Below are 22,012 nucleotides of genomic sequence, written 5' to 3'. Positions count from 1 at the left end.
CCGCTGCATAAGCAAGAGCAACAGTGCACAGGCAGGCACAGATCTGTAAGGGGAGAGTGGAATGAACAGGAACATCAAGGTCATCGCAGGTGCATTGGTTGTCGGGGTGGCGCTGGTGTGGCTGGGGGTGTGGAAGACCATGCCGCCAGACATGCTCAGCCAGATCGCGCTGCCAAATACCTGGTCTGCCAACGCCAGTCCGCCCGCCAAGGCGGCTCAGCCCGCCAGCCAGAGTCCGGTCGCGGCTAGCACTGCTAAAGACGGCCAGCAGATCCTCGAACGTGACGGCGTGTCGGTGGCAATGCAGGTTCGCCCCTTGGCCGCAGACGGTGTGCTGCGCGAAGGTGAATTTGCCGACGTGCGATTCCGGATCACCGACAGCGCTTCCGGCCAACCCCTGGCCGGCGTGGCCCCGGGGGCCTGGCTCGACCCGGAAACCGTGGCGGCGGACAAGGCCCAGGGCCGCGAACGCAGCTGCAAATCCCGGGTCGGGGTGTTCCTCAAATCGAGCATCGGCGCACGGCCCTTGCTTGACCTCAACAGCTACTTCCTGTTGGTGATGAACCGCGATGCCAGCGTCATGGTGGTCGATCCCTCGGTCTCGGTGGGGGGCATCACCAGCACCATGGCGCGCATCGACATCAAACAACCACCGATGGACTGGGTCACCCCGAAGGACAATAAACGAGTGTTCGTCTCGATGCCCACGGCCGGCGAAGTCGCCGTGATCGACAGCGAGCAATTCAAGGTGATCGACTCGGTCGCCGCCGGCAGCAACCCGGTGCGCGTGGCGCTGCAGCCCGATGAGCGCCTGCTGTGGGTCGGCAACAACGCCAAGAGCGCCGAGGAGTCCGGCGTGACGGTGATCGACGCACGCAGCCTGAAACCGCTCAAGCACCTGGCCACCGGCGCCGGGCACCACGAAATCGCCTTCAGCAAGGACAGCCGCCAGGCTTTCGTCAGCAACCGCGATGACGGCACCGTAAGCATCATCGACATTGCCACCCTGACCCTCAGCAAGCAGCTCAAGACCGGTTCGCACCCGTTGTCCGTGGCCTACTCGCCGTTGTCCCAGGCGGTGTATGTCGCCGACGGCAAGGACGGCACGGTCACGGTCATCGACAGCGCCAGCCTGGCCGTGCGCCGGGTGATCCAGCTCAAGCAGGGCCTGGGCCCGATGGGGTTCAGCAGCGATGGACGCTTCGCCATCGTACTCAATACCCTGGAGAACCAGGCCTCGGTGATCGACGCAGCGACCAACTCGCTGATCCATGACCTGGACGTTTCCGCCGAACCGTTCCAGGTGGTGTTCACCAAGGCCTACGCCTACATTCGCGGCCTGGCCTCGGCCAAGGTCACCATGATCAACCTGGCTTCCCTGGGCGAGGGTCGCAAGCCGATCACCCAGGGTTTCGAAGCCGGCCCCCAGGCTCCGCGCCTGGCGGGCGACCTGCCACTGGCGTCGAGCCTGGCGGTGTCGCGCGATGACAACGCAGTGTTCGTGGTCAACCCGGTCGACAACACCACCTACTTCTACGCCGAAGGCATGAACGCGCCGATGTCCGGCTACCCCAATCGCGGGCAGGTGGCACGGGCGGCGCTGGTCATCAATCGCAGCCTGCGCGAGGACGAACCGGGGCTTTACAGCGCACGCATCAAACTGCCGCTTGCTGGTCGTTTCGACGTGGCCTTCCTGCTCAACCAGCCGAACATCATCCACTGCTTCACCGCGCTGGTAGAGCCCAACGACAAGGTTGCCCGGCACGCTGGCGTGCCCAAAGTGGAATTCATGCTCGATAAATCCACCGCCGACCTGGGCGACTCCTATGTCGTGCGCTTTCGTATCGTTCAGGGCAAGCAGAAGACCGAGCGCAGCGGGGTCAAGGACGTGAAAGTGCGCTACTTCCGCGCGCCGTCATCCAAGACCCAGACCGTAGCGGCGCTGGAAGTGGGCAACGGCGTGTACGAAGCACCGGTAACCCTCGACCAGAGCGGCGCCTGGTACCTGCACGTGCGTGCGGCGTCCCTAGGCGCGAGTTTTGACGACAAGACCTTTGCCAGCGTCCGGGTGGTCCCGGGCGCTGCACACTGAAGAGGATATGGACATGAATCGATTCGTACCCTGCACACTGCTGACGTTGTGCCTGCTGGCTGCCGGTATCGGCCAGGCCATGGCCCACTCGGCGGATGAACACGCCGGCCATGACATGCCCGCCAAAAGTGCTACCTCTGAAAGTGCCCAGGTGAAGTTCGCCGACGTCGCCCTGGTGGACCAGACCGGCAAAGCAGTGCGCCTGGAACCAGACCTGGTGAGCAACAAGATCGTGGTCATGAGTTTCATCTACACCAGTTGCACCACGGTTTGTCCGGTGGTGTCGTCGATCATGGGCAAGGTGCAGAAGCAACTCGGCGCGCGGGTCGGCACCGAGGTGCAGCTGGTGTCGATCAGCATCGACCCGCAACGCGACGATGCCAAGCGGCTGAATGAGTACGCCCGCTCGTTCCAGAACGGCCCCGGCTGGAGCTGGCTCACCGGCTCGACCCAGTCGGTCGCCGAAACCCTCAAGGGCCTGGGCACGTTCAATGGCGACTTGAAAAGCCACGCGCCGCTGATTCTGGTGGGCGATGGCAACAGCCGGCACTGGACCCGCTACTACGGTTTCACCGACCCGGCCGTGCTCACCCGCGAAGTGGAAAAACTCAGCGGCGAACGTAATGCCCACGCCAAACACACCGCCATCGCCATGGAGCAGCACCCATGAGGACTTTCAACCGCATTGCCTTGAGCCTGTGCCTGGGCATTTTCAGTTCGCTGGCGCTCGCCCATGAGGGCCACCAGGAGCCCGCACCTGCCACCCCCGCCGCGCAACCGGCCAGCGGCACGCGCGACGCCAAAACCTGGTTCACCGACACCCCGTTGCAGGACCAGAATGGCCAGACCCTGCGGTTCTACAGCGACGCGCTGCAAAACCGGGTGGTGCTGCTCAACGTGATTTTCACCAGTTGCAATGATGCCTGCCCGCTGATCACCCAAAAACTCAAGGAAGTTCGCGAGGTCCTGGGCGACAAGGCGGAGGGCATCACCTTTATCTCCCTTACCAGTGATCCGCTGCGGGACACCCCGGCGGTACTCAAGGCTTACACCTTGAAACAAGGGGTAGAAGACCCCCACTGGCTTTTTCTGACGGGCGACAAGGCCCAGATGGACCTGGTACTGGGGCGCATCGGCCAGATCGTGCCCACCCCGGAACAGCATTCCACGCAGCTGATCGTCGGTGACGTGGCCAACAAGCGCTGGAGCAAGATCCGCCCCGATGCCCCGGCCGCCGCCATTGCCCAGCGCTTGCAGTTGCTGACAATGCCCCTGGTCGGCCGTTGAGCGCGCGCCATGAAAACGTCCCTTGTCCTCAGCCTGCTGCTTCTTTGCGGTGTGCACCTCGGCGTCCAGGCGCTGCCGCTCACCCCCAGCGAAAGTGCCGGTAAACGGCTGTATCGCGAGGGGCTGTCGGCCAGTGGCGAGCCCATCATGGCGCGAGTCGGGGCGGCGGGCATGCTGTTGCCCGCCACCAGCCTGCCGTGCGCCAATTGCCATGGCGCCGACGGCGTGGGACGACCCGAAGGCGGGGTGCGACCGCCGGATTTGAGTTGGCCGCGTCTCAGCAGCACCTATGGTCAGCAGCAGGTCAACGGCCGCGACTATCCGGCCTATACCGATGCCAGCCTGGCCAAAGCAATTCAGGAAGGCCGCGACCCCGGCGACAATCGACTCGACCCGGCGATGCCCAGGTTTGTCCTGTCGATGAACGATCAGCGCAACCTTACCGCCTATCTCAAGCGCGTGGCCGAAGACCGCGACCCCGGCCTCGACCCGGCCACCGTGCACCTGGGTACGCTGTTGCCAGGTTCCGGGCCGTTGAGCGAGGAGGGCACCACCGTCGCGGCGGTGCTCAAGGGCAGTGTGGCGCGTATCAACGAAGCCGGCGGCATCCACGGCCGGCAGCTGCGCCTGACCATTCTCGACCCGGGGCCGGACCGCGCCAGTGCCGAGCAGGCGCTGGATCGCCTGATCGACCAGGAACAGGTATTCGCCCTGATCGCGCCCCTGGTGCCGGCGCTGGACGCAGACCTGGCAACTCGCCTGGAACGCGCCGGCGTGCCGCTGATCGGTCCCTTGTCGCTGCTGGGAACAGCCCAGGCCAGCCGGCAGATTTTCGAGCCCTTGCCGGGTTTGCGCGAGCAACTGATCGCCCTGGCCGACTACGCCACCGAACAGCTCAAAGTGCTGCAGGGGCCCACGCTGATCACTTACCCGGACGAAGCCGGCCAGCGCCTGGCGGCCCAGAACCTGAGCCGGTATCTGCAGGATCACGCCTGGCAGAAAGTACGCCTGCAAGCCTACGACCCGGCCAGCGAAGAAGTGCCGCTAGGCTCGCGTTCGGTGTTTTACCTGGGCGGCGGCGCCGGTTTCAGTCGCCTGGCCGAGCGCCTGCAAGTGGCCGGGCAGGTGCCGTATCTGTTCGCCACCTCGAACCAGGTGGCGGGGGACCTGCTGCAAGTGCCCAGTGGTTTTTCCCGGCGAGTGTTCCTGGCGTATCCGTTTGTGCCCAGCGACTGGACGGTAGCTGGCCGCCTGGCCCTGACGCAGGTGCGCGCTAACCAGGGCCTGGGCGGCCAGCACGCGGTGCTGCAAGTGGGCGCCTACAGTTCGATGCTGCTGCTCAGCGAGGGCCTGAAACAGGCCGGGCGCGACACCAGCCGCGAGAAGCTGGTCGACGCCCTCGAAGGCCTGCATGACTTCGATACCGGGCTGACGCCCTTGATCAGCTTTGGCCCTGGCCGCCGCCAGGGCCTGAGCGGCGCCCATGTGGTGACCGTGGATCTGCCTGACCAGCGTTTCTACCTGGTAGCGCCCTATAGACCGATAGCAGCGATGCCCTGAACGGAGGTTCATCATGAAACTCAACACCTGGTTGCTCCTGCTGACCCTGTCGGTGCCGGTGAGTTACGCCAGCACCGGCCCGATCGCGGCGAAGGTTAATGGCGAGGAAATATCCGAGTTTCGCCTCGAACGCTATTTCGCCGAGTTCCTCGAGGATCAGGGCCGGGCATTGGGCAGCATCCGCAATCCCAAGGCCTACAAGCAACTGCGGCAAAAGGCCCTGGATGCCCTGATCGACAAGGAACTGCTGTGGCAGGAAGCCGTCAAGCGCGGCGTGGTGATCAGCGACGCACAGGTGCAGGGCCAGGTCGACCAGGCTCGCCAGGCCATCGGCGGCCCCGAGGTGTTCGCCCGGCGCCTGAACGATGCCGGTTTCGATGAAGCGAGCTTCGTCGAGTACACCCGGCGTGACATGGCGGCGCAACAAGTGTTTGCCGAACTGACCAAGGTGGCCGGGCCCGACGAGAAAGCGGTGCGGGCCTTTTACGAGGAACACCGCAGCGAAATGGGCCGGCCCGAGGAAGTACAGGCGCGGCATATCCTGGTGAAGGTACCTGAAGGCGCAGATACCGCGACAATTGAAGCAGCGCGTCTACGCTTAGTAGACATGCGGTTGAAAATCGTTAACGGTGCCGAATTTGCCAGTATTGCCAAAAGTGCTTCAGAGGATGCTTCCGCCAGCAGCGGCGGGGACCTGGGCTATTTCCCCAAGGGCCGCATGTTCCCTGAATTCGAAGCGACAGCCTTTGCCATGGCTCCTGGTGACCTCAGCGAGCCGGTACGCACCCCGGTGGGCTGGCACCTCATTTATTTACAGAACCGCAGCGAGCCCGCCGATGTCTCAGAAGAACAGGGACTGGAAATGGTCAGGGCTTACCTTGCTCGACAGCAACAGGTTGCCATTCGTGGCGAAGTGCTTGCGAAGTTGCGCTCGAGCAATCGAATTGAACGGATTGACGACGATTGAAGATTGTTCCCCAATAATGGGGAAAAGCTTCAGGGTGAATCCGTGCACTTGCCCCGGCTTTGGGGGGCACTTTGCGGTGGTGTGCTCGGGCGAAAAAGGTTTTTCATGAATATCAACTACATGCAGTGGTGAAAACTTCCGCGCCGAGTCTGGCATGAAGTGTGCGTTAGCCTGATTGAGGCGGCACTCTGCCAGGTTCGAGATTCGGACCTGCGGTTACAAGGAGTCCACCTTGTTAAACAAAGTACTGGTTGTTGAAGACGAACAGCTCCTCGCACATAACCTCCAGGATTACCTGCAGGCGCAAGGGCTGGAAGTCCGGATAGCACACGACGGTGCCAAAGCCATCGGCGAAGCCGCTGATTTTGCCCCCGATGTGATGGTGTTCGATTACCGCTTGCCCGATATGGAAGGTTTTGACGTTCTCGAACAAGTCCGCCAGAACAGGAATTGTCATTGTGTACTGATTACAGGGCACCCAACCGCTGAAGTCTGTGAGCGGGCCCGGCAACTTGGAGTCAGTCACATCCTGTTCAAGCCGTTTCCTTTGGCGGAGCTGGCTCGGGCCGTTTGTGACCTTCTGGGGATGGAGCGCCGAACGAACATTGCTACAGGATTCGTCGAACGACGCCAGAGCAGGACCGAAAGTTTCCCGCTGCAGTTGTACGACGGAAGCTGGGTGCTGGTGGATCGCCGAAGAAACTCGAACTCCATGGCACCAGACGACGAACAATTGCTCACCGGGGAGTAATGACGCGACAAGTCGTTCCGGACCTCCGTAACTGCTCGCCGCGTCGACAGGGCTCAAAGCCCCCGGCGTTGGAGAGCATGCCATGGACCGTCTATCCCTAGCCGTAGAACCGGCGCTGTTGGACACCGTACCGTCGCGTTTTTCCAGTGAACAACTGGCCCAGGCCCGCTCCCGCGCGGCCACTTCCGGCGAACGGGTGCTGGAAGCGCTTGGGGTGTTGTGTGAACTGGCCCCCATGCCGTTTATCGAATGCCTGGGCACCACCCTGCATTACCCGGTGCTCGACACCGACACGCTATTCAAGGCCACCCCGGTATTCGACCGGGTCACCCTGGCCCAATGCCTCAAGCGCGAATTTATCCTGCTGCGTCACGAAGAGACGGTCATTGGTGTGTTCGCCGACCCCTTCGACAGCGCGCGCCTGGCCTGGATCGACGACTGCCTGCACGGCGCGCCGCTCTATCTGGTGCACGCCGACGACCTCAAGGCATACCTGGCCCGCCACGAGGAAAGCTTCCATGCGGTTGAATCGCTCAATGCCCAGGCCGACTCAGGGGTGGAAATCGACAAGCTGCAGAGCCTGTCCCTGACCAGCATCAGCGAGGACGCCAGCGTCGTGGTCAAGCTGGTCAACTCTACCCTTTACGACGCGCTGAAGATGCACGCCAGCGACATCCACCTGGGCACCACCGGCAGCGGCCTGGTGATCAAGTACCGCATCGACGGCGTGCTCAACAACATCAGCAAGATCCAGGGCACTGAGTTCGCCGAGCAGGTGCTCTCGCGGGTCAAGGTTATGGCTGAACTGGACATCGGCGAAAAACGCGTGCCCCAGGATGGCCGTTTCAAAATCGGTATCAGCGGGCGGCAGATCGACTTTCGGGTGTCGATCATGCCCAGCATTTTTGGCGAGGACGCGGTGCTGCGGGTACTGGACAAACAGGACCTGGCCGACAAGGTCAGTGGCGTGCAGTTGCAGGCCCTGGGCTTTGAAGACGAAACCCTGCGCCAACTGCGCCGCCTGGCGTCCGAACCCTACGGCATGGTGCTGGTGACCGGCCCCACCGGCAGCGGCAAGACCACCACGCTCTACGCCATGATCACCGAGATCAACCACGGCGTGGACAAGATCATCACCATCGAAGACCCGGTGGAGTATCAACTGCCGGGGGTGCTGCAGATTCCTGTGAACGAGAAGAAGGGCCTGACCTTCGCCCGGGGGCTGCGCTCGATCCTGCGCCACGACCCGGACAAGATCATGGTCGGCGAAATCCGTGACCCGGACACTGCGCAGATCGCCGTGCAATCGGCACTCACCGGGCACCTGGTGTTCACCACCATCCACGCCAACAACGTATTCGACGTGATAGGCCGTTTCACCCAGATGGAAATCGACCCCTATAGCCTGGTTTCGGCGCTCAACGCGGTGCTGGCCCAACGGCTGATCCGCCTGGTCTGCGCCAGCTGCAGCGCGCCACATTTTCCCACTGACGACGAGCTGCACCTCTCGGGTCTCGACCCGCAGCAGGTGACCGATTTCCACTTCGTGCACGGCAAGGGCTGCGGCCACTGCCGGGGCACCGGGTATCGCGGGCGTACCGCGATCGCCGAGCTGCTGCACCTGGACGACGAACTGCGGCAGATGATCGTCGAGCGCCAGCCGATTTCGAAAATCAAGGCCCATGCCTGCAAACGTGGCTTGCGCCTGCTGCGCGAGTCGGCCCTGGAACTGGTGCAGGAAGGGCGGACCACGCTTGAGGAGATCAATCGTGTCACTTTTGTCTCGTGATCGTTTTGTCGCCGTACTCGGCGCCAGTGGCGTTGGCCTGGGCCGGCGCCAGGGCAGCGACACCCTGTGGCTTGGCAGCGTCGGTTTCATCGACGAAGGCTTCCATGCCTGGGCCGTCGCTCTGGAAACCCTGGACCGCCTGCTGGGCGAACATGCCGCTGCCGGTGCGCAGTTGAGCGTGGTCGTGTCGGGGCACTTCAGCCGCTTCTGCCTGGTGCCGTGGAGCGATCAGATCAACAGCCCCGAGGAACTGCGTGGCTTCGCCCAACTGTGCTTCGAAGACCTTTACGGTGTGCCGACTCAGCCCTGGAACCTGGTGTTGTCGGCCGAGCCTGCGGGTTACGACCGTATCGCTGCCGCGCTGCCGCAGGACCTGCTCGAGCGCCTGCGTACGCTGGCCGGCGCCCGGGGCCTGAAGCTGCGTTCGGTGCAGCCCTACCTGATGGCCGCTTTTAATCACTTCGATTCGAGCTTTGACGCCGGCGATTTTCTCTTCGTGGTCGCCGAGCCGGTGCGCAGCGTGTTGCTGGTGGCGCGGGAAGGGCGTTGGGCGTCGGTGCGTTCGGTGGGCAGCAGTGACAGCGATGCCGCGCTGGCGGCGCTGATCGGTCGCGAAAGCCAGCTGCAAGCCTCCACCAGCGACCGCCCGCTGAATGTTTACCTGCATGCGCCGGCACGCATCGATTCGCACCCCGAGGTGCCGGGTGTTCACCTGCGCACCCTTGAAGAGGACCGGACAGCCGTACGCGACAGCCTGTACGTCATGTCCCGGGCGGTGGCCTGACATGCGCGCCCTGATGCTCGACTTCCAGCCACGTCGCCGTTCCGGTCCCTTGGGCTGGAGCCTGCTGGCCGCCGGCGTGGTACTGGCGCTGACTTGCGTGGCGCTCGGCCAGCACGTCAGCGACCAATCCAGCCAGCAGCAAGGTCATCTGCAAACGGCCCAGCGAGTACTGACCGGTGACACGGGTACCAAGCTCAGCCTGACCCCGGCGCAGATCCGCGAACAGGCGCAAAACCTGGCCGAAATGCGCAAGGTCTCGCAGCAATTGCGCCGCCCCTGGGAACACCTGTTCGCCACCCTGGAAAGCATGCCCCGGGACAACATTGCCCTGCTGACCCTGACCCCCGACGCTCGCAAGGGCCAGGTACGCATCACTGCTGAAGCGCGGGACCTGGAAGCGATGCTCGATTTCCACCGGCGCCTCGAAGCCAGCGACGAGCTGTCCGATGTGTCGCTGCTGAGCCACGAAATCGTCGCCAACGTGCCGGAGCATCCGGTGCAATTCAACCTGTCGGCTACCTGGGAGATCGGCGATGCAAATCCCTAGATTGATCGTCCACGAATACCTGCAAGGCCTCGGTGTGCCCGGGCTTGCCGGGATTGCCCTGGTGCTGCTGGCGCTGGTGTATGGCCTGGCAGGTTTGCTGCCGGACTGGCAGTCGCTGCAACAGCTCAGCCAGCAGACCCGGGAAGCCGGCGAATACCTGGCCAAGGTTGAAGAGGGCAGCGTGGCTGCGCCAGTGGTGCCGCAGCGCCAGCTCGATGACTTCCGCAGCAAGCTGCCGTCACAGCCCCAGGCAACGGTTGCCATCGACAAGATCTACGCCCTGGCCGCCCAGGAACGTATCACCCTGGCCCGCGGTGAATACTCCCTGGGCATCGATCCCAAGACCCACCTGGCGCGTTATCAGATCCTCCTGCCGGTGCGCGGCAGCTATCCGCAACTGCGGCGCTTCCTGCACGCTTTGCTCGGCCAGCTGCCGGCCGTGGTGGTAGAGGACGTGGAGTTCCAGCGCAAGAAGATCGCCGACACCGACCTCACCGGGCGGATCCGCATGACCCTTTACCTGTCGAGGTCGTGATGAAAAGCCAACGCGTAGTGGGCTGGCTGGCATTCCTCGGGGTTGCCGCAGCGCTCACCTGGGGGAGCGAGTTCTTCCAGTCGACTGAGGAGGGCGACGACACCGTCGCTGTTGTAGGCAGCCCGGCCAAAGCCAGGGTTAGCGGCGCCTTGCCGGCTGCACCCGCTGCTGGCAAACCCGTGCAGATCAAGGACCTGAGCCCGGCCGGCGACCTGTTCGCCGCCCGCAGCTGGAAAGCGGCGCCGACCCTCGCCGTCGTCACCGAACAACCCGTCAACGTCACCCCGGTGGTGCAAGCCCCTAGCGCACCGCCCATGCCTTTCCAGTTCGTGGGCAGGCTGGATGACCGTACCGATCTGCAGGTATTTCTGCAGAACGGCGAAAAAATATACGTCGTGCGCAAAGGGGACGTGATCGACGAAACGTGGCGGATCGAGGGCATTTCCGATGTGGAACTGAGCTTCGTTTACCTGCCTTTGCATTTGTCTCAGACGCTGTCTGTGGGGAGCACGCAATGAACCGATCCCGTTTGCTTATAAGCCTTGTCTGCCTGTGTGCAGGATTGGCCGCGTGCAGTTCCGCGCAGGTAGCCAAGCAGGAGGCATCCGACCTGATTGAGTCGGGACAGTACGAAGCCGGCCTGGCCCGAATCGAGGAAGGCCTGCGCGAAAATCCTCGTGATACCGAGCTGCACCTGGCCTTGAACAGCAGCCGCGCCCGGGCGGTGACGGCGCTGCTGACCCAGGCCGACATGGACCGCGCCCAGCGTGATTTTGCCTCCGCCCGCATGGGCTATGGCCGGGTACTGACCATCGAACCGAACAACCGGCGCGCCCAGGAATCCCTGAGCCAGCTTGAACACATGCGCAGCCAGGATGAAAAACTCGAGCTGGCCCGGGGCGACCTGCGCCGTGGCGACATCTACGCCGCCGACCGCCAGGTCAAGCAGATCCTCGAGCTGGACCCGAAAAACGAAGGCGCCCTGGAGCTGCAAAGCAGCATCCGCCTGGTGCAGAGCCGTAACGTCGTGCAGTACCCGCAGCTGCGCACTCGCCTCGATCGGCCGGTGACCCTGGAGTTTCGCGATGCCAACCTCAAGACCATCTTCGAAGTGCTGTCCCAGGTCGCCGGGCTGAATTTCATCTTCGACAAGGACCTGCGCCCGGACATGAAAGCCACCATCTTCGTGCGTGACGTGCGCATCGAAGACGCCGTGGCACTGCTGCTGCAACAGAACCAGCTGCACCAGAAAGTGGTGAACGAAAACACCCTGCTGATCTACCCCGACTCGCCGCAGAAGCTCAAGGACTATCAAGAGCTGGTGATGCGCACTTTCTACCTGACCAGCATCGATGCCAACACCGCGCTGAACATGATCAAGACCATGCTCAAGACCCGCGACGTGTTCGTCGACGAACGCCTCAACACCCTGACCATGCGCGACAGCGAAGACGCGATTCGCATGGCGGAAAAACTCCTGCAATCGCAAGACCAATCCAACCCCGAAGTGGTGCTGGAAGTGGAAGTCATGGAGGTCGCTCGCCAGCGCATCCTCGATCTCGGCTTGCAGTGGCCCAATACCTTTGGCGTGCTCACCAGTGACGGCCAGGCGGTGTCGGTGCTCGACCAGCTCAGAGGCATCAACTCCAGCCGGATCTCGATTTCGCCTTCGCCCCAAGCCAAGATCAACGCCCAGGACAAGGACATCAATACCCTGGCCAGCCCGGTGATTCGGGTCAGCAACCGCGAGCAGGCACGCATCCACATTGGCCAGCGTGTGCCGATCATCAGCGCCACTTCGGTGCCTTCGACCCAGGGCCCGGTGATCACCGAAAGCGTGACCTACCTGGATGTCGGTCTCAAGCTCGAAGTGCAGCCCATCGTGCACCTGAACAACGAAGTGGCGATCAAGATCGCCCTGGAGGTCAGCAACGCGACCCCGCTGGAACCGACCCGCCAGGGCACCATCCCGGTTCAGGTTGACACCCGTAATGCCCAGACCACCTTGCGCCTGCACGACGGCGAAACGCAGATCCTCGCCGGGCTGGTGCGCAATGACCATGGCAGCAACGGCAACAAAATCCCCGGCCTTGGCGATATTCCAGGCCTGGGCCGCCTGTTCGGCAGCAACCGCGACGACGTCAGCAAATCGGAGCTGGTGCTGTCCATCACCCCGCGCATCGTGCGCAACCTGCCATATCAGAGCCCCTCGGACATGGAGTTCCCTACCGGCACCGAAACCAGCATGCACATCCAGGCCCCGGACCGCTCGATGGACACCGCGATCCGCACCGAAACCATGGGCACGCCGGTGGTCGCCACCCGTGTCGTCGTCGAGAAGCCTTGATCATGAACGCCTCGCAACGCGGTTTTACCCTGATCGAAGTCGTGGTGACGCTGGCCCTGATCGGCCTGCTGGCCGGCATGGCCGCGCCGCTGACCGAGACCGTGGTGCGCCGGGGCAAAGAGCAGGACCTGCGCACCGCGCTGTACCAGATTCGCGATGCCATCGATGCCTACAAGCGCGCATTCGATGCCGGCTACATCGAGAAGTCGCTGAACAGCAGCGGCTACCCACCGAACCTGCAAGTGCTGGTGGAAGGCGTGCGCGATGTGCGCAGTGCCAAGGGCGCCAAGTTCTACTTTTTACGGCGCATTCCTCACGACCCTTTGGCGTCGGTCAAGCGTGACGACGAGGGCGGTTGGGGTTTGCGCGCCTATGACAGTTCGGCCCAGAACCCGCGTGAGGGGGAGGACGTCTTTGACGTCTATTCCCAGGCTCGCGGCAAGGGGCTCAACGGCGTCGCCTATAGGGAGTGGTGAAATCATGCGTCGGCAAAAGGGATTTACCCTGCTGGAATTGATGGTGGTCATGGCAATCATCGCAACCCTGATGACTATTGCCTTGCCCCGTTATTTCAACAGCCTGGAAACATCGAAAGAGACCACCCTGCGCCAGAGCCTGTCGGCGATGCGTGAGGCGCTGGACCACTATTACGGCGATACCGGGCGTTATCCCGACTCCATCGAGCAACTGGTCGAGCAGCGTTACCTGCGTAACCCACCGATGGACCCGATCGTCGAGCGCAAGGATGCCTGGGTCATGGTCGCGCCGCCGGAGGGTGTGGCGGGCGGTGTTGCCGACATCAAGAGTGGAGCCACAGGGAGGGCACGTGATGGCAGCCTTTATTCCGAGTGGTAGGCCGTCCGCAGAGGGCGGTTTCACCTACCTGGGCGTGTTGTTCCTGATCATGGTCATGGGCATGGGCCTGGCCAGCGCCGGCGAGCTGTGGTCGACCGCATCGCGGCGTGACCGCGAGAAACAGCTGCTCTGGGTCGGCACCCAATATGCACAGGCGCTGCGCAGCTATTACCGCAGTTCGCCGGGCCTGGCGCAGTACCCCAAGGAGCTCGAGGACCTGTTGGACGACCAGCGTTTTCCAACGCCCAGGCACCATATCCGCCAGCTCTATCCAGACCCGATCGGCGGCGGTGAGTGGAGCCTTCAACGGGGCTTCGATGGACGCATCACCGGCCTCAACAGCCCGTCTACCGACAAGCCGCTCAAACAGGTCGATTTCCCCAGCCAGTGGTCCGACTTCACCGGCATGGCCAGTTACAAGGACTGGCAGTTTGTCGCCGAGAAAGCCTTCCTCGATGGCGCGTCGGGTCCGGCTAAAGGTCAGTCCAGCGCACCCGGGGCGTTGCAGCCATGAACCGCCAATGGCTGGCCGCCATGGCCCTGGTGCTGGTGCTGCCGTTCGCCTCGGCAGGGGAAGAGGACGAAATGATGGGCTTCATCGTCGATGACACGATCTCGCACATCGGCCACGAATTCTACTACTCGTTCAGTGAACGCCTGCGAGCCACCAGCCCGATGGATTTCAACCTGGTGGTACGCGAACGACCTTCGGCACGCTGGGGCAGCCTGGTGACCGTGGAATACCAACAGAGACTGGTTTACCGGCGCTTTCTACCGCCGAATACCGTGGAGCTCAAGGACGAGGCTTATGACGCCGCCGACTGGGTTCGCGGACAGATTGTCCAGCGCAAGCTGGAAGCCTTGTTGCAAGACACCACGGACCTTGAGAGGGACGAATTATGAAGACGACATTGTTTTCGCAGCGCAGCGGCCTCGCGTGGGCAGGCATGTGGCTGCTCGGGATTACCAGTTGCGGTGTGGTCCAGGCCACTGAACTGGTGTACACGCCGGTCAACCCCTCGTTCGGCGGCAACCCGCTGAACGGCACCTGGCTACTTAACAACGCCCAGGCGCAGAACGACTACGACGACCCGGACCTCAAGGATCGCACCGCGATCGCCGGCACCTCGGCCCTCGAGCGCTTCAGCAGCCAGTTGCAATCGCGCCTGCTGGGGCAGTTGCTGGACAACATCTCCACCGGCAACGCGGGGAGCCTGTCCACCGACGCTTTTATCGTCAACGTCATCGACGACTCGGGCGCACTGACCATTGAAGTGACGGACCGAGCGACCGGCGAAATTTCGGAAATCCTGGTGAACGGCCTGGCTCCTTGAGCCAAGGACTGATGGGGAGTAACGGACATGAAAAAAATAATTGTGCTAGGGATGCTGTTGGCGGCCTTGCAGGGTTGCAGCCTGCGCGAACCGATGCCGGCCGAGCAGGACAGCGAAACCCCGACCCTGACACCCAGGGCGTCAACCTACTACGACTTAATGAAGCTGCCGCGTCCCAAGGGCCGCTTGATGGCCGTAGTCTACGGTTTTCGCGACCAGACCGGGCAGTACAAACCCACCCCGGCCAGCTCCTTTTCCACCAGCGTGACCCAGGGTGCGGCGAGCATGCTGATGGACGCCATGCAATCCAGCGGCTGGTTCGTGGTGCTGGAGCGTGAAGGGCTGCAGAACCTGCTGACCGAACGCAAGATCATTCGCGCTTCGCAAAAGAAGCCGAACACGCCGATGAACATCCAGGCGGAACTGCCGCCGTTGCAGGCGGCGAACATGATGCTCGAAGGCGGCATCATCGCCTATGACACCAATGTGCGCAGCGGCGGGGAAGGGGCCCGTTACCTGGGCATCGACATCTCCCGCGAGTATCGGGTCGACCAGGTCACCGTCAACCTGCGGGCGGTGGACGTGCGCAGCGGCCAGGTCCTGGCCAACGTGATGACCAGCAAGACCATCTACTCCGTGGCCCGCAGTGCGGGAGTGTTCAAGTTCATCGAGTTCAAGAAACTGCTCGAGGCCGAAGTGGGCTACACCACCAACGAGCCGGCGCAGTTGTGCGTGTTGTCGGCCATCGAATCGGCGGTCGGCCACCTGTTGTCCCAGGGCATTGAACGCAAAATGTGGCAGGTCGCCGGCGACAACTCGGCACCGCCACAGAACGAAACCATGGAACGCTACCTGTCGCAGAACCGCGTAGTACCGGAAGGCGAGGAAGAGTAACCGAAGCAGCCCCAGTCTTCCCTGACCCCACACACAGTACTGTGGGAGCAAGCCTTACCCGCGATGACAGAGTGTCAGCCAACACATCTTTCAACTCAAAGACCATCGCGGGCAAGCCTTGCTCCCACGCGAATTTGCAGTGCACACGCGACTCCTACGCGACCAAACTGTAGGAGCTGCCAAGTGAAACGAGGCTGCGATCTTTTGATCTTGGTGGTGGCTCAACCAGATCAAAAGATCGCAGCCTCGTTTCACTCGTCAGCTCCTACGGTCAGCTCCTACGGTCAGTGCCTACATTCAGCTCCTACGGTCAGTGCCTACATTCAGCTCCTACATTGAGCTCCTGGAGAATGGTCTGCCCTCCAAAAGTCATGATTGATGTTCGATATTTTTGGGGCAGACCAGAACCGCGCAAGCAAAAAAACCGCGACCTTCAGGCCGCGGTTTTGGTACCCCCCTATCAGTTATTGCTGCAATACAGTCGCCTGGTTAGCCCCCCCAAACTGCTGCACCGTCGCCATCTGCGACACGCCGCTCTGATCAACATTGGCAATGTTCCCGGTTCCGCCCTGGGTCACATATGCCACGTTCATGCTGTCGGCCTGTTTGACGGTGATCTGGTTGTCACTGCCATACATCTGTGTGGTGAATGCCTGGTTGCCGCTGCCCGACTGGTCGAACTCGCTGCTGTTGCCGGTGCCGGTGGAGGAACCCTGGATCAGGTTGGTGGTGCCGCGCTGGTCGGCGATGAGGATGTTGTCGGTGCCGTTCTGGTCGAAGTACAGCTCGTTGTAGGACTCGGCCTGGCTGACCGTGGTCTTGTTGCCCAGGCCGCTCTGGTTGGTGGTCATGATGTGACCGGCGCCGGTCTGGGTGAAGTTGGCGATGTTGGCATTGCCGGTCTGGTTGACGGTGGCGCGCTGGTTGGTGCCGAACTGGCCACCGGATTGTGGGCCTTTCCAGTTGCTGGCGTAGACCTTGTTCTCGTTACCTACGGAGCTGGCATTGAGTACGTGGCTGTCGCCGCTCTGGTAGGTGAAGTGGATGTTGTTGGTGCCTTGTTGGTACAACGCCAGGGTCGAGCCGATGGATTCGAACTGGTCGGCGTAGAGGGCGTTGAGGTCGCCGACTTGCACGACCTGGGCGTAGTTGTTTTGCCCAAAGCTCTGGTCGACGATGGCTTCGTTGGCCTGCCCGTATTGATCGACGATAACCTGGCTGGCGGCTTGACCGAACTGCCAGACTTCACTGCCGTTCATGTCGCCGAACTGGCTGATGGTCACGGTGCCGCCAACGCCGCTGCGCTGATCGCCGTAGGCATAGTTGTCGCCGCCATTCTGGTTGATCGCAATTTGGCCTCCCGAGTGACCGACCTGTTCGGCGGTCCCATAGTTGGCGGTGCCGTACTGCACCACGGTGGCGACATTCGCATCGCCCACTTCCATCTGTTCGATGTAAGCCACGTTGCTGTCACCGTTTTGAAAGGTCTGGCCCGAGGCTCCTTGCTGGCTGTCCTGGTAAATGAACGAAAAGTTGCCGTTACCCTGTTGCTGTTGCAGCGCTTCGTTGCCGGTCAAGCCAACAGACTGACTGGCATGGGTGTTGTTGAACGTACCCACCTGCCGTTGCACGATGGTGCTGCCGTCCTCGAACAGTTGCTCGGCATAGCCGGCGTTGTAATCACCGACCTGATTCTGGTCGATGCTACTGCTTGCAGTGTCCTGCACCGCCATCGCGTCGTTACCCTGGCCGAACTGCTGCTCGGTTGCGGTGCTGAACGGGGCCTGGGTCTGCTTCACATTGGCGATGTTGGCATCACCGAATTGTCTCTGGGTCGAGACACTGTCGTCGGCCATGGCCTGGGCACTGACAATGACCAGGATGGCGGCGGTGAGGGGCGTCAGTTTGAACATGATGAAACCTCCGGGTAGTGCAGTGCTTTAGCGATATTGTTTGACCGAAACGCTCATGCCATTACCCGACTGGGTGACGGCGCTGGAAAGCCCCGTGCCGGCCTGGTCGATGGTGGCGTCGTTGTTGTTGCCGTTCTGGGAGATCTGCGCGCGGTTGTGGCTGCCGGTCTGGGTGATGCCGGCGTTATTGCCCGAACCTTGCTGGGTGATCAGGGCCATCAGGTCGTTACCTTGCTGAAGAATGAACGCCTCCTGATTACTGCCCGACTGGACGATGCTGCCGAGCAGCGACTGGCCGTTCTGTTGCAGCAGCGCAACGTTGGCCTGGCCGTTCTGGTCGATCAGCGCCTGCTGGCCAACCGGCGGTGGCAGCTCGCCGAGGTCGGTGGCGGGGGCCAGGTCGTCGTTGTCCATCAGGTCGTCTGCGCGCGCACCAGCGCCACTGCAGAGCAGAAGCAGGCAGAGCAGGGTGGCGGTCGACGTTTTCATGGCGTTGTCCTGTGAGAAGAGGCTGGCCCCGTCAACTCGAGGAGTTGACGGGGCGAGGGCTCAGTTCGCCGTCACCGACACCGTACGCACGGTGCCCTGGGACGAGGTGATGGTGGCTGTCGGGTTCGCCGACGGGATCACCGTGGTGCTGTTGCTGACCGTCAACCGCCAGCGACCGGTCACCGGCACCGTGGTGGTACCCAGGGTCACCAGCCCCGTCGGGGTGCTGACCTGGACGGTGATGGTGTTGCCGGTGATCACCGAGCTGGTGCCGGCAAAGTCCCAGGTGAAGCGGTTGTTGGAGCGTGCCGACACCGTGGCCGTGGTCACTGTGAAGTTCTCCGCCGCAGGCCGTGGCGAGACTTGCACGGTGACCGTCGCCGGGGCCGCTGAGACAGCACCGAAGCTATCCCGCACGGTGTAGGTGAAGGTCGTGGTGAAAGCCGTGGTCACGGTGGCCGGTGGGGTGTAGGTCAGTACCGTGCCGTTACTGGTGACACTGCCGCGAGTCGCTGGTGGTTGGGTGAAGCCGGCGATTGCCAGCGGCAGGTTGCCTTCCGGATCGGTATCGTTGGCCAGCACGTTGATCGGCACTGCCACGCCCAGGGTGGCGATGGCGTCGTTCACCGCCACCGGTGCCTGGTTAGGCGCAACGGTGATGGTCACGGTCGCCGGAGCGGTCGAGGCCAGGCCTTTGATGTCTTGGGCCTTGTAGGTGAAGGTGGTGGTCAGCGGGGCATTGACCACCGCAGGGGGGGTGTAGACCACTGCAGTTGCGCCGCTCAATGCCACGGTGCCCTGGCCCGCAGCCGGTTGGGTCAACGCTGTGATGCTCAGCGGCACGTTGCCGTCGGGGTCACTGTCGTTGGTCAGCAGGTTGAGGGTGATGGGTACGCCGAAGCTGGTGCTGCCACTGTCGGCGACGGCCAGCGGAGGCTGGTTTTCGCCGGCGTTCGGCGCGCTGCCGACCACCACGACTGGCTCGGTGTCACTGCCGCCGGCCGCGGATTTTACCGTCACCGCGGCGGGCGGCTGAGTCAGGTCGGCAATGGTGATTTTCTGCAGGGTGCCTGATTTCGACAGGCGTCCGTAGCCTTGCGCGACCATGTCCGGAATGGCCACTTCATCGGTGGAGGTGGCCTCGATCAGCAGGCTGTGGTTAGACCAGTTGTAGCGTGCGGTCTGGATTTTCACCACGTCGGTGAGCTTGCTCGATACGGCTGTCGGCCGGGTAGTGCCTGCCGGGTTGGAGGCGGTGACCACTATGACCGGAGGCACCGGCCCAATGGCCTGGCGTTGACCGAAGAATAGCCCGGTGTTGTCCCCAAGCAGGCTGGTCTGGCAGGGCGACAGCGGTGGTCCAGGAACCAGCGCCACGCTTTCTCGGAAGCACAGGGACGAACCGTTGCCGGCCTTGGCGAACACTTCGACGCGCACGTTGCTGCTGCCACCTGAGGTGGTGCGCCGGTAAGTCGCGCGGTCCAACTCGACCGGAGTTTGCGCACGAGCGTCAAGTACCTTGCCTGCCACGGTGAAGAGGTTGGTCTGGATGGTGCCCGCAGGCCCCGTGACCCGCAGGAAGTTGGTGTCGTTCGGGCTGCCGGTGACTTGCTCGGTTAGGTTCGGGTCGCCGACGAAGGTTTCCACGCCACCAGTGTCCGGGTTCACCTCGGTATAGGGGCCGTTGATGCTGCGCAGGAATGGGCCTATGGCGCCATTCACCGCACCGGTGAAATTGCCCGGTGCGCCGATGCCGATGTCGCGGGTGATGTTGATCGCACGACGGCCAGGCGCCGTCACGTTGACCGTTTCCACACCGTAAGGGTGGGTGATGGTGTAGACACCCGCCGTGGGAATGTTCACCCGGATGCGAATCCGAGCAAAGCTTTGCTGGTCGCCATCTATGGGGTTCTCTGAAGCGAATGCCGCTTCGATCCCGGCCACGTAGGCGTCTACGCCATAGCCGGCGCCGTTATCGGGGATTGCGGTTTCGGCGAGAAACCAGAAGGCTTCCGGTGGCCAGTTGTCCGGGAACACCATGGGTTGGGTGTCATCGTAAATACCCGGTTCCGGCAGCAGGGTGCACATGTAGGCCGGCGGTACCGAGGCCGGCACTCGCGAGCTGGCGGCCCGGGACTGGCACAGTTCCATCGAGAGTTGATTGTTGTCCTGGTACCACATGGGGAATTTCCCCGTGGCAAAGGTATAAGGGCCCGGGTCGACGGCGGCGAGTTGCGCGAACGCGCTGCCGGACAGCGATAGAGTCAGTCCCAGGGCGTTGAGCGCCAGGCGTGGCCAATTGTTCATGATGCCTCCTGATGAGGATCTGGGCATGTGAGCGTTCATTGCACGATGACCACTTCTTCGGTGTCGCTGCCGCCATTGGATGACGTCACACGAACCCGGGACGGTGGAATCGGCGAGATACCGGTGGCCAGGGTTTTCACCGCGCCTTCGCCGCTGAGGGCGCCGATGGCGGCACCACTGCCTGACGTTGCCGTGAGCACTGGCGGCGAGGTTTCATCGCTGGTGGAGGCTACGAGGGTCAGTTGCCCGGAACTCAGGCTGTACTCGGCCCGCTGGATCACCACCAGGTCGGTCAGAGCCATGGGCAGGGTGGTCGGCGTGCTGCTGGGAATGGCCAGGTGGTTGTCGGCGGTCACTTGCAAGGTGGTCGGCAAGGTCGGGTTGGCCGACGACTGCGCGTACCAGTTGCCGGTGGTGTCGGCTTCACTCAGGTTCAGGACCGGGGTGCTGCTGGAGAGGGTCACGCTCGCCGGTGGCGGTGGCGCCATTACGAACACGTCCTGCTGGGCCACCGGCGCGCTTTCACCGGCGGTGCGTGAGTAGGTACTCCGCTGGGCGATCATGGGTGTTGGGCGAACCAAGGTCGACAATTTGCCCGAGATCGAAAACAGCGTTGTACGAAGGTCCAGGCCGTTAGGGCCTTCGATGCGCACGAAGTTGGTGTTGAACGGGCTGCCGGTTACGGCTTCGGTAAGGTTGGGGTCGCCGACGAACTGTTCGGCGCTGCCGGTCAGCGGGTTGGTCTCGGAGTAGGGGCCGTTGACGCTGCGCAGAAAAGGCCCGACATCGCCCTTGAGGGCGCCGTCGTAGGTTTTTGGCGAGCCGATGCCGATGTCCCGGGTCATGTTGATCGCACGCCGCCCGGGGGTGTCGATGTTGAACACATCGACGCCATAGGGGTGGGTGATCACGTAGGTGCCGGCGAGGGGCACGTCGACGCGAATCCGCACCCGGGCAAAGCTGACCTGGTCGCCTTCCATCGGGTCTCCGGCAGCGAAGGCCGCTTCAATGGCCGTGCCAAATGACAGGTTAATCCCCCGTGCGGCGTCGACGATTGCCGTGTCGGCGGTAAACCAGAAGGCTTCGTCCGGGAAGTTGCTGGGGAAGACGATGGGCTGCGCATCGTCAAACACACCGGGGGTGGGCAGCAGGCTACACATGTAGGTCGGCGCGCCCGGCGCGCCGGGAACCCGCGAACTTACCGCCTTGGACAGGCACAGGTCGAGGGTTCGACCGTGCGTGTCCTGATACCAGGCGGCGAAGCCACCGTTGCCAGGTAGATAGGGTCCGGGATCGACTGCAAACAGCGCCGCCTGGGCGACGCCTTGAGCCAGAGCACTGACGACCAGGGCGGCCGCAGTTTTGGACAGTAAAGGGTGCATGAGTATTCCCTCTATTGGAGACCTGTCCCCTGGGGATGGGTCAGTTGAGAGGGGTTTCGGCAACTTCCGTACCAGAAAGCGAAAATGCCCCGCATAGGCCCGGCGCACGGGCGTGCAGGTGAGAGAGGGCGGCGTCTTGCGCAAAATCCCATCGGGCCCCAGCCCCCAGAGTTGGGGGT

The 22,012-nt window shown here is 62.8% G+C and carries 22 protein-coding genes; 18 read left to right on the top strand and 4 right to left on the bottom strand.

The genetic code is table 11. The annotated features are described in order from the left end of the window. Nucleotides 1–61 precede the first annotated feature (61 nt). The 18 genes from UB23_RS08100 to UB23_RS08015 all read left to right on the top strand — a co-directional run bounded on the left by UB23_RS08100 (nucleotide 62) and on the right by UB23_RS08015 (nucleotide 15,742). On the top strand, nucleotides 62–2,092 hold the full coding sequence (locus UB23_RS08100; protein ID WP_082069150.1) for a YncE family protein: 2,031 nt from the start codon (nucleotides 62–64) through the stop codon (nucleotides 2,090–2,092). A gap of 13 nt (nucleotides 2,093–2,105) precedes the next feature. Further along, nucleotides 2,106–2,762, top strand: coding sequence for an SCO family protein (locus UB23_RS08095; protein ID WP_045058827.1), 657 nt, complete (start codon nucleotides 2,106–2,108; stop codon nucleotides 2,760–2,762). Next, nucleotides 2,759–3,379 (top strand): SCO family protein, encoded by a 621-nt coding sequence (locus UB23_RS08090; protein ID WP_045058826.1) that lies wholly within the window; start codon nucleotides 2,759–2,761, stop codon nucleotides 3,377–3,379. The genes UB23_RS08095 and UB23_RS08090 overlap by 4 nt, the downstream gene beginning before the upstream one ends. Before the next feature lie 9 nt (nucleotides 3,380–3,388). Next, on the top strand, nucleotides 3,389–4,939 hold the full coding sequence (locus UB23_RS08085) for a cytochrome c/ABC transporter substrate-binding protein (protein ID WP_045058825.1): 1,551 nt from the start codon (nucleotides 3,389–3,391) through the stop codon (nucleotides 4,937–4,939). Nucleotides 4,940–4,952: 13 nt separating this feature from the next. Continuing rightward, on the top strand, nucleotides 4,953–5,906 hold the full coding sequence (locus UB23_RS08080) for a peptidylprolyl isomerase (RefSeq protein ID WP_045058824.1): 954 nt from the start codon (nucleotides 4,953–4,955) through the stop codon (nucleotides 5,904–5,906). A gap of 232 nt (nucleotides 5,907–6,138) precedes the next feature. Next, complete coding sequence (locus UB23_RS08075; protein ID WP_045058823.1) at nucleotides 6,139–6,657, top strand: response regulator; 519 nt, start codon at nucleotides 6,139–6,141, stop codon at nucleotides 6,655–6,657. Nucleotides 6,658–6,739: 82 nt separating this feature from the next. Next, entirely contained in the window at nucleotides 6,740–8,446 is a 1,707-nt protein-coding gene (locus UB23_RS08070; protein WP_045058822.1) for a GspE/PulE family protein, read from the top strand. Continuing rightward, complete coding sequence (locus tag UB23_RS08065; RefSeq protein WP_045058821.1) at nucleotides 8,427–9,230, top strand: hypothetical protein; 804 nt, start codon at nucleotides 8,427–8,429, stop codon at nucleotides 9,228–9,230. Before UB23_RS08070 ends, UB23_RS08065 begins: the two co-directional genes overlap by 20 nt. A gap of 1 nt (nucleotide 9,231) precedes the next feature. Then, entirely contained in the window at nucleotides 9,232–9,777 is a 546-nt protein-coding gene (locus tag UB23_RS08060) for a PilN domain-containing protein (RefSeq protein ID WP_045058820.1), read from the top strand. After that, complete coding sequence (locus UB23_RS08055) at nucleotides 9,764–10,312, top strand: GspMb/PilO family protein (RefSeq protein WP_045058819.1); 549 nt, start codon at nucleotides 9,764–9,766, stop codon at nucleotides 10,310–10,312. Before UB23_RS08060 ends, UB23_RS08055 begins: the two co-directional genes overlap by 14 nt. Further along, nucleotides 10,312–10,830, top strand: coding sequence for a hypothetical protein (locus tag UB23_RS08050; protein WP_045058818.1), 519 nt, complete (start codon nucleotides 10,312–10,314; stop codon nucleotides 10,828–10,830). Before UB23_RS08055 ends, UB23_RS08050 begins: the two co-directional genes overlap by 1 nt. Then, a complete protein-coding gene (locus UB23_RS08045) occupies nucleotides 10,827–12,659 on the top strand; it encodes a type II secretion system protein GspD (protein WP_045058817.1) in 1,833 nt (610 codons plus the stop codon). Before UB23_RS08050 ends, UB23_RS08045 begins: the two co-directional genes overlap by 4 nt. 2 nt (nucleotides 12,660–12,661) lie before the next feature. Further along, nucleotides 12,662–13,135: a type II secretion system protein gene (locus UB23_RS08040; protein WP_045058816.1), complete on the top strand. Its 474-nt coding sequence runs from the start codon at nucleotides 12,662–12,664 to the stop codon at nucleotides 13,133–13,135. A gap of 4 nt (nucleotides 13,136–13,139) precedes the next feature. Then, the gene (locus UB23_RS08035; RefSeq protein ID WP_045058815.1) at nucleotides 13,140–13,514 is read left to right on the top strand and encodes a type II secretion system protein; all 375 of its coding nucleotides are present in this window, start codon (nucleotides 13,140–13,142) and stop codon (nucleotides 13,512–13,514) included. Beyond that, on the top strand, nucleotides 13,489–14,028 hold the full coding sequence (locus tag UB23_RS08030; RefSeq protein ID WP_045058814.1) for a type II secretion system protein: 540 nt from the start codon (nucleotides 13,489–13,491) through the stop codon (nucleotides 14,026–14,028). The genes UB23_RS08035 and UB23_RS08030 overlap by 26 nt, the downstream gene beginning before the upstream one ends. Further along, nucleotides 14,025–14,417: a curli production assembly/transport protein CsgE gene (csgE, locus tag UB23_RS08025; protein WP_045058813.1), complete on the top strand. Its 393-nt coding sequence runs from the start codon at nucleotides 14,025–14,027 to the stop codon at nucleotides 14,415–14,417. The genes UB23_RS08030 and csgE overlap by 4 nt, the downstream gene beginning before the upstream one ends. Further along, nucleotides 14,414–14,848 carry a curli assembly protein CsgF gene (locus tag UB23_RS08020; protein ID WP_045058812.1) on the top strand — a complete coding sequence of 145 codons (435 nt, stop codon included), beginning with the start codon at nucleotides 14,414–14,416 and terminating at the stop codon, nucleotides 14,846–14,848. The genes csgE and UB23_RS08020 overlap by 4 nt, the downstream gene beginning before the upstream one ends. Before the next feature lie 27 nt (nucleotides 14,849–14,875). After that, nucleotides 14,876–15,742, top strand: a complete 867-nt coding sequence (locus UB23_RS08015) for a CsgG/HfaB family protein (RefSeq protein WP_045058811.1) — start codon at nucleotides 14,876–14,878, stop codon at nucleotides 15,740–15,742. Nucleotides 15,743–16,206: 464 nt separating this feature from the next. On the opposite strand, the gene UB23_RS08010 is transcribed toward UB23_RS08015, so the two are convergent. From UB23_RS08010 to UB23_RS07995, 4 genes are read right to left on the bottom strand one after another with little or no spacing between them, the layout of a single operon-like run. Then, nucleotides 16,207–17,655 carry a curlin gene (locus tag UB23_RS08010; protein WP_045058810.1) on the bottom strand — a complete coding sequence of 483 codons (1,449 nt, stop codon included), beginning with the start codon at nucleotides 17,653–17,655 and terminating at the stop codon, nucleotides 16,207–16,209. A 27-nt stretch (nucleotides 17,656–17,682) separates the two neighbouring features. Then, on the bottom strand, nucleotides 17,683–18,144 hold the full coding sequence (locus UB23_RS08005; protein WP_045058809.1) for a curlin: 462 nt from the start codon (nucleotides 18,142–18,144) through the stop codon (nucleotides 17,683–17,685). Between the two features lie 60 nt (nucleotides 18,145–18,204). Next, a complete protein-coding gene (locus tag UB23_RS08000) occupies nucleotides 18,205–20,451 on the bottom strand; it encodes an Ig-like domain-containing protein (protein ID WP_045058808.1) in 2,247 nt (748 codons plus the stop codon). Between the two features lie 35 nt (nucleotides 20,452–20,486). After that, entirely contained in the window at nucleotides 20,487–21,833 is a 1,347-nt protein-coding gene (locus tag UB23_RS07995) for a hypothetical protein (protein ID WP_045058807.1), read from the bottom strand. Between the last annotated feature and the right edge of the window lie 179 nt (nucleotides 21,834–22,012).

The organism is Pseudomonas sp. ES3-33, from assembly GCF_000952175.1.
GTDB lineage: Bacteria > Pseudomonadota > Gammaproteobacteria > Pseudomonadales > Pseudomonadaceae > Aquipseudomonas > Aquipseudomonas gregormendelii.
Note: the sequence above shows the minus strand (reverse complement) of the source record. Positions and strands in the feature narration are given on the sequence as shown.